Below are 13271 nucleotides of genomic sequence, written 5' to 3' on the forward strand. Positions count from 1 at the left end.
CTTCTAGTACACAATTGATTTTGGTCTATCTTTTATTTTAAAACCAAATTCTTTATTCGGTTTTGAGTCCATTTCAAATATCAACTCTCCTCCATTCATGATATCTTTATGAGTTATGAATGACTTGGTATAGTTCTGTCCATTTAACTTCACCGACTGGATATAAATATTCTCTTTACTATTATTATTGGCAATGATCGTAAATGATTTGTCTGCACTTAGATTAATGCTCACCTTATCAAATAAAGGTCTACCAAATACATAAGCACCATTGGAAGGATTTACAGGGTAAAATCCCATAGATGACATTACATACCAAGCTGACATTTGACCACAATCTTCATTACCACATAATCCATCAGGCTTATCAGTATATAATTCGTTAAGGATATAATCTACTTTATCGGCAGTTTTGAATTGTTCTCCTGCATATGCATACAAATAAGTAATGTGATGACTTGGTTCGTTTCCATGAGCATATTGTCCAATTAATCCGGTAATATCAGCAGAAGCTCCTTCTTCCAATTCTGAAGAAATAGAGAATAAACTGTCCAATTTTGTAAGAAATGGTTCATCGCCTCCCAATAATTGAATTAAGCCTTCAGGATCTTGTGGAACCAACCAAAGATATTGCCATGCATTTCCTTCACAATAATCATTTACCCTATGCTGTGCTGATAAAGGATCAAATGGAGTTCTCCAGCTACCATCTTTCATTCTGCCTTTCATGAACTTGTCATTTGAATCGAAATATTTTTGGTAAGCCTTAGCTCGTTCCGTGAAATACTTAGCATCATCGTGTTTACCAAGTTTTCTTGCCAACTGTGCAATTCCCCAATCACTAATCGCATATTCCATTGCACTTGCAACCGATTCGTGCATCATATCGCAAGGAATGTATCCATACTTCTGCAATTCTTTTACTCCAGGTTCGAAATCACCCATTGCAGTAGTTTTAACAGCTTCATATGCCAAATTAATATCGAAACCTGAAAATCCTTTAAGACAAGCGTCTACAACCACTGGTACCGCACTATATCCAACCATTGTATTGGTTTCGTTTCCTCTTAAATGCCATACAGGAAGCTTAGCTTGGTGCTTATAAATTTCAAGCATTGAGTTGATCATATCAGGAACTCTTTCCTGTTGTGTAATTGTATACAATGGATGAGCTGTTCTGTAGGTATCCCATAACGAGAACAGGGTGTAATTTGTACTGCTGGTATTGTTGTAAACCTCTTTGTCGGTACCTCTGTAATCACCATTTACATCATCGAAAATATTAGGTGCAATTAGGGTATGATACATGGCAGTATAAAAAACTCTTTTGTCTTTTTCACTTTGAGTTTCAATATGAATTTTTTCAAGTTCCTTGTTCCATTTGGCTTTGTTTGCAGCAAGAATCTCATCGAAACTCCAATTTGGCATTTCGGTTTTGATATTTAGCAATGCATTCTCCATACTTACAGGAGACATACCAAACTTCACCTGAACCTTCTCAAAAGATTCTGTGGAAAAATTAAGAAATGCTTTGATAGCTTTCCCTTTACCAGCATCTCCATCTAATTTTTGATCGCCATTATAAACCATGATATTTTGAACTGGCTTTGACAAAACCATTGCAAAATACTCACGTTGATCTGCAGCCCATCCTTTTGAAAAGCGATAACCTGCCACAATGGTATCATTTACTTTATGAAAGAAAGTTTCTGTTGCCTGATCTCCATTACCTTCCTTTAAATCAATAATTAATCTGGATTGCTCTGATTTTGGATAGGTAATTTGATGAATGGCAACTCTTTCGGTGGTTGTCATTTCAACACCTACATTATAAGTATCCAAAAACACTTTATAATAACCCGCTTCGGCTTTTTCAGTATCATGACTGTAATATGAAGCATAACCTGATTCCGGATTTTCCTGGGAACCTGGGTTAATTTTTAACTCTCCTACAGCTGGCATAATTAAAAACTCGCCCAAATCAGTACAACCTGTTCCACTCAAATGCAAGTGGGAAAATCCTTTAACAATACTATCTGAATAGTGATATGATGAACACCAATCCCATCCTTTATGAAAATTGCTAGGTCCAGCCTGAATTGCTCCAAAAGGCACACTGGCTCCAACAAACACATGACCATGTCCCCCTGATCCAATATATGGGTCAACATATTGAGTTAAACTATCATCATTTGTGTTACCACTTGTTAGCTGACAGGATGCAAGTGCACCCAACAAAAATGACAATCCTAGTGTTTTGATTGATTTTAATTTTTGCATTTGGTTTTACTATATGGTTTAGTAATAAGGTTGATATATAATAAGCTTATCGCTCTAATATTTCTCTAATTTAATATACCTTTTGCGAAAAGGCTACAAAACAATCCTTCTTTTTATATTAGGTAGAAGCAAACCTGTTATTCTGTTTTTTTTACCCGTAGGTTATATTGATAATGGGAGCTACCGGAAGGCAGCTCCCAACTAAATTGTAAGTAATTATTACTTAATAATATTCCAGGTAATACCTCTCATCTCTCCATGATAGTTACCGGTAACATCTTTAAACTTAACACCACCAACTTTGTTTAGTGGGAAGTAAGCATTTAGTCCAGCTTCAGTACCATCGATATCTGCATCTAAATCAGCAGCATCGCGTGCCACATCCCAAAGACGGAAATCTTTGATAGAACCATGCATTTTACCCCAGCCGTTTCCAAGCCACATTTCTCCCCAACCTGAAACTTCAGGAGCTCCTATGTCGGTTTGAACACCTTTTTCTTCGCCATCAACATATAAAGTTGTTGTTCGTGCTGTGTTATCGTGAACGATAGCAACATGCTGCCACTCTCCAGACTTGATTGAAAGAGCTTCAGCTTTTGGTCCTTGCCAACCACTACCTGCATTGGTAAAGTTCCAAAGTCCACCTGATGACAATAATGCTTCTTCAGATAACTCTTTGTAACCATACACCCAAATACCGTAGTTACCATTGTTAAAGAATTCTCCTGTTCCGTACATTCCCAATGACTTCACACGTACATCAAACTCTACAGTGTAATCACCTTGAGGAGTGTAGTTAGGTGTAATTCTGAAACCAATTGCTTTTGGATTGTCACGATCAACATAAACACCAGTTGCATCAGCTACCAAATTTTCCTGAACCAAAGCAAGTTTGCTTGTAATGAATTCAGCTTTCTCATCTAACTCAGCCTGCTTTTTAGCCGCTGTCAACAATGCTGTACCTTCATCGATCAATGATTGTAAATATTCAATTGTTCCAATAGGATAGTCACCATTATTTTCACCTTCAACAACGCTGTTCTTAAGATCTGTAGCATCAGCAATTGCAGCATTCAATCCATCGTAGTTAAGCTCGATTACTGGTGGAATTCCATCTGCTGCCCATGATACACTACCCTTAAAAGTTGCAGTATAGTTTCCAGTAACATCCTTGAAGTTAGTACCTAAATCAGCATCAAATGGGAAATACATTGCCAAACCTTCCTCAGTTCCTTCGAATGTGGCATCCTGGTTGCTTGCAATCTGATCAGCAGTTCTTGCTGTAGACCAAACTCTCACATCCTTTAGCATACCATTGATAACACGATCAGTCCAGGTTGGACCATTTCCAAGTACGAAAGATGCTACTGGAGCTGGTGAGTAAGTTTTAGTTTGAGCAGCCACTTCAACACCATTGATATAAAGCTTTTGGCTGGTAATATCATTCACAAATGAAACATGCATCCATTCTCCTGCTTTCATGGTTCCGGCTCCGGTTTCAACCTGATCCCATCCGCTACCGTTACCTACATTCAAGTGGATGTTACCATCGTTGAAGTAACGGATCACAAAACCACTATCAGGACCTGATTGCTCAGTTGCGAAAATGTTGTTTGAATATCCCTTTTGAGCTAAATCAACAACATAGATCTTAGTTTCGATTGTAAAACTCTTAGCAAATACCGGTAGGATATTATCAGAGATCTTGATATAAGTATCATTGGTCTGATCGATAATCGGTACTGCTAGTTGTACAATATTACCTTTGAATTTATTGATATAAATTTGAAGTTTATTCGCTGCATCAACGATGTCATCCTGAGAGTCTGCGCGCTCAACGGCCCAGTTCACCCAATTGATAACCTCCTGAAGCTCTTTCTTAGAACCAGGCTTGTAGTCTCCCGGGCTAATTCCTTCCTCGCTATTTGCGATTAAGCTTTCTGCCTCAGTAATTAAAGCATCTAATGAAGCGGTTTCGTAATTTCCACCTCCATTATCGTCATCATCACAAGCTGCAAAGGCAAACACCATAAGGAAAGCAGCCAGGTACGACAACATTTTTATATTTAATTTAATTGCTTTCATTTCTTAAAGATTTTGAGTTATTAGAAATTGCTACTCATTAAACCACCAACTTTATCCTTAGTGTCAGCAGTATCCCACCAAACACGAATGCCCATTTTATCCGTATCTTTCGTATTCATTGAAGATGGAATATTGGCACTATTTTGCTCGTGCTGGTTGTTTGGGTAGCGAATGCGTTTTACCCAACTGCCAACGTCTACAGTTGAACTTCCACTTACACCATCTTTTGGTAAAGTGATGTCCGGATAATCAGTTCTTCTAAAATCAGCCCATCCTTCAACTCCGTTCGGGAAGTTGGCAATCCATTTTTGAGTAATGATTTGCTTTAGCTGCTCTTCATTTGAACCACCCAGGCTTGACAAACCATTGATGTAATCTGTTGCGTCTGAAGAAGCTACACCAACATAGTCCATTGAAGCCTGAACACCACTTAAATACAAAGCATTTGCATCTTCGCTAATCCAGCCTCTCAATGCTGCTTCTGCCTTTAAGAATTGTACTTCAGAAAAGAACATTACAGGACAATACATCTTGTGTTCTCCACCATCACCAACAAAATCGATATAACCACCATTTAGATTAATGGCTGCAAAATCCTCTTTCACTTTAGCTGGAACCGTATTAAATCCATTCTCCAGTCCATAGTATTTTTCTTTGCTAACCTGCTCCTTTGTCTGGCCAACTTTCTTATCATCAATCGTTCTTTGGTAAGTAAACCATCTTGGTGTTCTTGGGTCTTCACCAATGGATGATGTATTGTATAGATAGTCAGACATGGTTTTCGACATACGAATGTTGTTCCAACTCCATCCCATTTGGTGCAAATAATCGTTCCATCCTTTGCTCCACATTGGGACTTTCACAACATCTGCATTTGATTCAAAAACTCCACCAGGTCCGTTGATCGCTGCCAACGCTTCTGTTTTCGCTTTTTCAGGATCGGCATTGGAAATTCGCATTGCCAATCTCAAACGAAGTGAGTTACCAAACTTTCTCCATTGCAAGGCATCTCCATCATAGATCAAATCATATCCATCTGAATACTTGTATTGAGCAGCATCTCCAGTAATGCTATTAACGGCATTATCCAATCGCTTGAACAAATCAGCGTACACTTCACTTTGTGGATTATAGGCTACAGATTCCCCTTTCCCAACACCAAAATAAGGAATATCACCATATGAATCAGTCATTCTTGACCAGTAGTAACATATCCAAATCTCTTTGATGGCAATGGCATCTACATAGTATGGATCTTCACCATATGTATCGCTAATAGCTATTGATTTAGGCAATTGACGGGTATAGAATTCTTTCCATTGGTTTCCAATCCATCCATCAACATATTCGTAACGAGCTGATCCAAATCCTGAAACCGTATTGGCCCAGTATTGAGAGTATAAATCAGGATATAAATTTACATTTCGCTGATAGTTAGCAAATACCTCCATTTGCATATCATGAAGAAAGAATCTTGGTTCAACTTGAGTTGCTGAATCCGAAGGAACATTCATATCTCCAAAATCATCGGAACAAGCTTGGCTAAACAGCAGTATTCCAAGCAATGCGTATATATAATTATTAAATTTCATGTTGTTCTTCTTTTGCAATTAAAAACCAAGATTAAGTGAAAATCCATAAGTACGAACAGATGGTACCGGAGCAAAATCATAAGCTTGCGCTACGAAACTAGAGCTGTAAGCACTTGCATCAGGTACAGTACCTGGTGTATTCTTGTGGAAGTAAAATAGGTTACGTCCGATCAAAGAAACCTTAGCCGATTGAATTGGATTATTTGGAATTTTATTCAAAATAGTCTTTGGTAAGTTGTATCCAATAGCAAGTTCTTTTAGCTTGATATGTGAAGCATCATAAATGAACTCCTCATCAGCCTGTGCTACTTTTCTCCAATAATCCTGGGCAGAAATCATTACATTGTTGGCACCACCATCTACAGTTACACCATCAACAAATAATGCCATTCTGTTATTCTCAAGAGTACGCTTTGCAGTACCAGTAGAAACTGCAGCTTGTTCAGAAGTAGATAGAATGTCTCCACCTTGCTGAATCGACACCAATGCGGACAAATAGAATCCTTTATACTCAGCATTCAAGTTGATTGCTCCGGTCCAATCTGCCTGAACATTTCCAAGAATGTTATGCTCTTCATTCGATAATTTCATCAAACCATTGTTATCAACAATGATATCGCCATTTTCGTTTCTGTCATATTTTGATCCTCTAATGATACCCAATCTCTTACCTGGCAATCCAACGAAACCTTCGTTGTCCTCAAACTTGTAAACAGGCATATCTTCGTAAAGCTCCTCTAATGTTCCTTTGTTTTTCGCAAAATTGAAACCTAATGTCAAATTAAAGTCTTCTGTTTTAACAGGAACAGTTGTCAACATTACCTCAATCCCTTTGTTACGAATCAAACCAGCATTGATCAAACGATATGGGTATCCTGTGGTCTGATCTGTAGATAGCTTCAAAATCTGGTTCTTAGTATCTTCCTGATAGTAAGTGAAATCTAAACCAATTCTGTTACTGAACAAACGGATATCTGTACCAATTTCCCACGAAGTAGAAATCTCAGGTTTCAAATCTTTGTTTACCAATACATCCGGCACTTTTCCTTTCGAAAGATCAAAGTCTCCACTTTCAATTTTATAGGTCTGACTGGTTTGATATGGATCAGCAGCTTTACCTACCTGTGCCAAAGATCCTCTTACTTTTGCGTAAGAAACAAATTTCGGCAAGTCGAACATCTCTGACAACAGAGCACTTAAACTTACAGATGGATAGAAATAAGAATTGTCAAATTCTGTATCCGCAGATGTTAATGTTGAAGACCAATCATTACGAGCAGTAAAATCAAGGAAAATCATGTTTTTATAAGCTACCTGACCAAATCCGTACATCGATCTTACTTCAGACTCTGTAATACTCTCAACAGCCTTAATGTTTGATCCTGCACCCAAATAGAAATCATCTTCAGACGACAATTTACCTGAGAAAGATCTTAACTGTTTGAAATGACGCTTCATGGTATTGGCACCCACATTTAAGCTAATGGTAAAGTCTTCGTTCAAATCCTTGTTATAAGACAACAGAAACTCATAGTTTTCTTCCTTGAAGTTTGACTGTGTTGGATTATAATCCGGACGATTTGGATTGATGTTATCAGCATACTGGTAACCATCTAAAGATGAGAACTGGAAAAAATCCATACCATACTTAAACTTAGCTTTTAAGTTTGATGTTAGTTTTACATTGGCAGCAATAAAACCAAAGGTTCTGTTCTTCTTATCATTGTTCACATATTGCTCCTGCAAAAAGTATGGATTTCGGTTACCAGGACTGGCATCTGAATAGATCTTCTCTACATGCTTTCCTGCAATAATATCGTAACCTGGTTTCAAATCACTAGTTCTAATATTTCGAGGCATTGTATTGAAATAGCTTACATAGCTATAGTTTCCTACCTCTGGTCTCTGCTTTCCTTCTGTCAGGAAGAAAGACAACTTACTTTCAACATTCAACCATGAGTTAATGTCATAATCAGCACGCAAATCGAATGTTGTTTTCTCAACTTTATGGTTGTCGTAGATTCCATTAATGATATCTTTTCCCAAAGACATTCTGAAAGATCCATCATCATTACCGCCTGAAAAAGAGACATTGTGCTTGTGAGCTATACCAGTTCTGGTAAAATCTTTTAACAAGTTCCCCTGGTCTTCAAAAGGAATCATTTCACCTGTCCATGATTCAACTTGCTGACCTTTCATCTCAGGTCCCCAAGATGCAGTTTCAGTAGCATAATATTCTCCATTGACACCTTGTCCAAATTTATCCTGAAGATCCAACATGTATGCTGCTTCGGAAAGCGTCATACTACCTGAATAACTAATGCCTAAACCTTTATTGCGTTTTCCTTTCTTGGTAGTTACCAAAATTACACCATTACCACCACGCTCTCCATAAAGGGCAGCAGCATTGGCACCTTTTAGTACTGAAACAGATTCAATGTCATCAGGATTCAAGTCAAAAGCACCACCGGCTCTTGAAGTACCTCCCCAAACAGAACCATCATTTGAATTTCCATTGTCAAATGGTACACCGTCAACAATCCATAATGGCTCATTATTTCCTACAAGTGAGCTTACCCCACGAATATCAATTCTGGAAGAACCACCAACACCACCTCCGGTTTGATTGATTTGTACACCAGCTACTTTTCCTTGTAAAGAGCTTACAAGATCACCGTCACCAGCTTTGGTCAAATCATCAGCTTTTACATCCTGAACCGCATAACCAAGAGCTTTCTTTTCTCTTTTAATACCTAAAGCAGTTACTACAACTTCATCAACTTGCAAAGCATCTGCTGCCATAACAACATCAATTACAGATTGAGAACCTACTGTAATTTCCTGAGTTGTCATCCCAACAAAACTAAATATCAATACACTTGATTCGTCGACAGCAATTTGAAATTTACCCTCAACATCAGTTACTGTACCAACTGTTGTACCCTTTACAACAACAGACACACCAGGTAATGACATTCCTGACTCTTCAGTTACCGTACCTGTAACAGTTTTTTGCACAGCCACTGCTGAATTGTCTTCAGATAGACTGTTAACGTTTGCATTTGCAGCAAATGGAGAGCTTAATACTGCAACAAGCAAAGCTAAACTGCTAATCTTCCTTCCAAAGCTTAATGGGTTAGTTAAGATGGAATGAAGATTACTTAAATAGCATTTCTTCATAGTTAGTAAATATTAATTATACAATGAACACAAAATCATGTGAAATTTTCTGAAGTCAATATTAGCGCAAACGTATTAATTCACGATTAATATTGAATTAATCACCAAATCAAATACATTAACCACCTTGTTTGGTATTGATTTACTGCACGTTAGATTGATTAATTCTAAGTCACTTTTTTTTGAGGTGAAAAAATGAGTTACTCCATTCTCAACATTATTCAGAAAATGAAATTTTCAAGTGAATTTAAGCTTGTAAGAGTAGCGTAAATTACCTTACAAATGGCCCTTCTACAAGTTTTTTATAACATCTTTCTTCATTCTATAATAAGATTTGAATATCTTTGATTTTCACAAAAGATTTTAATTATTAACCAACTCTCTCATATAAAATAATGCGATTAATCAATTGCTTAATTCTTCTGTTAGTTTTTATTCCTGATTTGTTTGCAGATCATGGAGTTTATTTTAAATCTAATGAAGTAAATAAAGAAAATAGAACTGGCATTGATATTACACACAATGGCAATATTTCCTATACCAATAACTTTACAATTCATTTTAATTTATCTTTTCGAGAATCTGAAACACACTATGGCGAAATCCTTTCACTTAAAGAAACCAATAATAAAAATCTAATTCAGGTTACCTATCGAATGCCAGACTTATTTGTGATATACAATAAGCGGGAAACAAAATTCCATTTAGATCTAAACAAAGAAGAAATTCAAAACAACCGATGGATTGATTTTGAACTACATATAGATGCGATTAATAATAAAATTAATCTGCAATTTGCAGACAAAAAACTGCGATCAGATATTGATTTTCCTCAGAATTCTGATTTTGCATTATCATTGGGTGTAATCAATAAATACGGATTCTTTATTGATGAAGTGCCTTCTATTTCGATAAAAGATTTAAGTGTTAGAATCGATGGAGCTCCCAGACATTTATGGCCATTCAAAAAAACAGATAATTTCCTGGTAAAAGATATTCTTTCCAGTAAAACGGCTAAAGTTTACAATCCTGATTGGGTAATTGACTATCACAATAAGTGGGAAAAAATACAAAGTTTAAATTTCTCTTCATTGCCTTCGTTATTGTACGACAAGAAAGGTGAACAAATCAATTTCATTTTCATGGATGGTACAATACAACGTTTTAATCCATTAACAAAAACGCTCTCAATTATAAATGAAAAAGTTGATGGTTTTCCTTGTTTTGAAAAAGCACAGCAAATTATTTATAACAAGAATGGAAATATAACTACTTACAGTTATAACCAGAACTTGATTTCCTCCTATGATTCGATCAACAATTCATGGAACAACAAAAAAGAGTCTACTGAGGATGATACTCCTAAACTGTGGCATCACAACAAATTACTTCATCCTAAAACAAAAAACATCACCACTGTATGTGGATATGGTTATTATTCCTATTTCAATGATATCTTATCATTTAATCCGGAAACCAATAATTGGGATAAATTAATCTTTTCTGGAGATACAATAAAACCAAGGTATCTTGCCTCTTTAGGACAGTCTGGAAAAAATTCAAACTGTTACTACATTTTTGGTGGCCTGGGAAATTCTATGGGCAAGCAAATTTTAGGAAAAGAATTTTATTACGATTTGCATAAAATTGATTTCAAAAATCAAGAAATAACCCACTTATGGGACTACAAGTGTGACGACCAATTTCAGTATTTGCCAATTAATAGCATGAAAGTTACTGCCAATGATAGTAGTTTCTATACTTTAATGTTTTCCTCATCAAAACAAAACACTTATTTAAGAGCCATTAAAGGATTTATAAACGAGGCAGGAATTGCATTTATAGGTGATAGTATCCCGTATAATTTCCTTGATATTGATTCTTTTGCTGACCTTTACTACTGGAATAGCGAAAATAAACTCATCGCAATTACCTCTCATAAAAAAGAAGATTTGAGCCATGAGGTTAATATTTATACAATCAGTTACGAACCAGGGAACCAAGACAATTTTGATATTAACGGAGTAGGATTACCTCTCTCGGTTAAAATATTTTACTCTTTACTTGTGATTTGTATCATTCTTCTAGGATTATTTATAGTCAGGAAAGTTAGAAAGGATCGTAGAACAACTGAAATACAAACAACTTACACTTCAACAGAAATATTTGAAGCTCCAATATCTGATTATGAAGCTCCAAAGCAAAATGCCATTATCTTATTTGGAGGTTTTCAGGTTTTTGATAACAAAGGAAAAGATATTACCTATAGATTTAGTCCTACCCTAAAAGAACTATTTCTCTTAATCCTTTTAAATACTATTAATGAAGGAAAAGGAATATCATCCAAAAGAATACAAGAATATTTATGGCCTGATAAATCGGAAAGCAACGCAAAAAACAACAGAGGTGTTAACATCAAAAAACTGAGAGGTATTCTTGAGGATTTACCAGGGACTGAAGTTGTTTTTGATAACAATTATTGGAAAATCGTTCTTCCTGAAAATATTTTCTGCGATTTCGAACACGTTCGAAATGCAATAAAATTGATACGAGAACAAGGCAATATTGAAAATTTAGCTGAAATCATCATTATTCTTCAAAGAGGTTCAATGCTTCAAGATATCTTCCCGGAATGGTTAGATTCATTCAAAGATTCAAATACAGGATTGATTGTAAGCACTTTGGAAGAGATCCTTAAAGATGAAAATCTTGACAAAGTAATTAGTCTTGCCATATCTAATGTAATATTCCAATTTGATCAGATGAATGAAACTGCTCTAAAAACAAAGTGTCATTTGTTGGCATCGCAAGGAAAGCATAGCCTGGCAATAGAAACATTTGAGCACTACAGGAAACTATATCTAAAATTCTACAACGAAGAATATCAATATACATTCAAAGATATTGTATCAAAGGAAAACTAATCAAATAAAAAGCCTGACACATAAAGCGTCAGGCTTTTCTAATCTAATCTTTAACAATGAAAAATCCGGAAAGAGCACTATTAAATTCTCAATCCGGATATCACACTACTACAAATTTTTCAATGCAAATGCATAAGCTCCAATACCTATGGCTTTGCTTGCTCCAAGTTTACTGGAACACACAGCCAAACGAGGGTTTGGATCATATTTTATTGTCTTATCCGTTCCTGGAATTTTAATATCTGTTGAATGATTTGCCGCAAACTCTGCAAATTCATCTTCATTATCGATATTGTATACTTTCTGAACCAATCGTGGTAAAGCATCTCCATTTGAAGTATAACATTTGCCGTTCATTTCTTCCAATGCTGCTGGCATATACAAATCATGAGCACCTGTAAGACCTCCACCAATAACAGCTATTCCATCTGTAATTGTCAATAAATTAGCTAAACTATCGCCCAAACATTTTCCAAAAATTTTAAATGATTCCAATGCTGCAGCATTATCCGGATTTGTTTGATCCATAGCAACATCGTATACATCTTTTGGCATTAAATCTTTAGGATATTCGCTTTTTGCACGAGAAAGAAATTCTCTTTGTATAGCCCTTGTACTAATTCCCTCTTCAGCAAATCGTTCTGGATAAATACGACTACTTGTTAGCCAAACCTCAGTAGCTATTGAGTTATCACCAATTAGCAATTCATCATTATGTACCAAACCACCACCAAAGCCAGTGCCCAAAGTAACCCCAACAAGATTCTTATATCGTTTTGGACTTCCTGCCTGTACCAATTTGTTATTAACCTCTGGCAAAACACCACCTAGAGCTTCTCCATATGCAAATAAATCACCATCGTTGTTAATAAATACGGGAATATTGAACTTCTCCCGTAACATTGGTCCCAATGCTACACCTCCCCTAAATGCAGGCAAATTAGGTAAATCACCGATAATCCCATTTCTATAATCAGCCGGACCGGGAAAAGCAAAACTAATTGCAACCGGATTTTCACTCAATTTATTGGACACTTCTTGAAATCCATCTACAATGGTCTGCAAACACAAATCTAAATTGTCAGCATTTGATGGTTTTCTAATAGGTTCAACTACCTCTTCCCCACTTTTCATAGCCGAGAAAACAAAATTTGTTCCTCCTGCATCAAGAGTCATTACAACTCTTTCATCTCTCCAAATATTCATTCTT

Annotated in this window: 6 protein-coding genes; 1 reads left to right on the forward strand and 5 read right to left on the reverse strand. The window is 36.2% G+C overall.

Annotation, left to right across the window (positions count from 1 at the left end):
• Positions 1 to 3 precede the first annotated feature (3 nt).
• The 4 genes from NQ163_RS04235 to NQ163_RS04250 form a co-directional block, all read right to left on the reverse strand.
• Entirely contained in the window at positions 4 to 2280 is a 2277-nt protein-coding gene (locus tag NQ163_RS04235) for a GH92 family glycosyl hydrolase (RefSeq protein ID WP_268189040.1), read from the reverse strand.
• A 219-nt stretch (positions 2281 to 2499) separates the two neighbouring features.
• Positions 2500 to 4365, reverse strand: a complete 1866-nt coding sequence (locus NQ163_RS04240) for a LamG domain-containing protein (RefSeq protein ID WP_268189041.1) — start codon at positions 4363 to 4365, stop codon at positions 2500 to 2502.
• Positions 4366 to 4385: 20 nt separating this feature from the next.
• The gene (locus NQ163_RS04245; protein WP_268189042.1) at positions 4386 to 5957 is read right to left on the reverse strand and encodes a SusD/RagB family nutrient-binding outer membrane lipoprotein; all 1572 of its coding nucleotides are present in this window, start codon (positions 5955 to 5957) and stop codon (positions 4386 to 4388) included.
• 18 nt (positions 5958 to 5975) lie between these two features.
• On the reverse strand, positions 5976 to 9137 hold the full coding sequence (locus tag NQ163_RS04250) for a SusC/RagA family TonB-linked outer membrane protein (RefSeq protein WP_268189043.1): 3162 nt from the start codon (positions 9135 to 9137) through the stop codon (positions 5976 to 5978).
• A 395-nt stretch (positions 9138 to 9532) separates the two neighbouring features.
• Here NQ163_RS04250 and NQ163_RS04255 point away from each other — a divergent pair, with 395 nt between their 5' ends.
• Positions 9533 to 12061 carry a hypothetical protein gene (locus NQ163_RS04255; protein WP_268189044.1) on the forward strand — a complete coding sequence of 843 codons (2529 nt, stop codon included), beginning with the start codon at positions 9533 to 9535 and terminating at the stop codon, positions 12059 to 12061.
• A gap of 108 nt (positions 12062 to 12169) precedes the next feature.
• Here NQ163_RS04255 and NQ163_RS04260 read toward each other — a convergent pair whose 3' ends face one another.
• Positions 12170 to 13267 carry an ROK family protein gene (locus NQ163_RS04260; RefSeq protein ID WP_268189045.1) on the reverse strand — a complete coding sequence of 366 codons (1098 nt, stop codon included), beginning with the start codon at positions 13265 to 13267 and terminating at the stop codon, positions 12170 to 12172.
• Positions 13268 to 13271: the final 4 nt, after the last annotated feature.

The sequence above is a fragment of the Marinifilum sp. D737 genome, from assembly GCF_026672275.1.
Lineage (GTDB): Bacteria > Bacteroidota > Bacteroidia > Bacteroidales > Marinifilaceae > Marinifilum.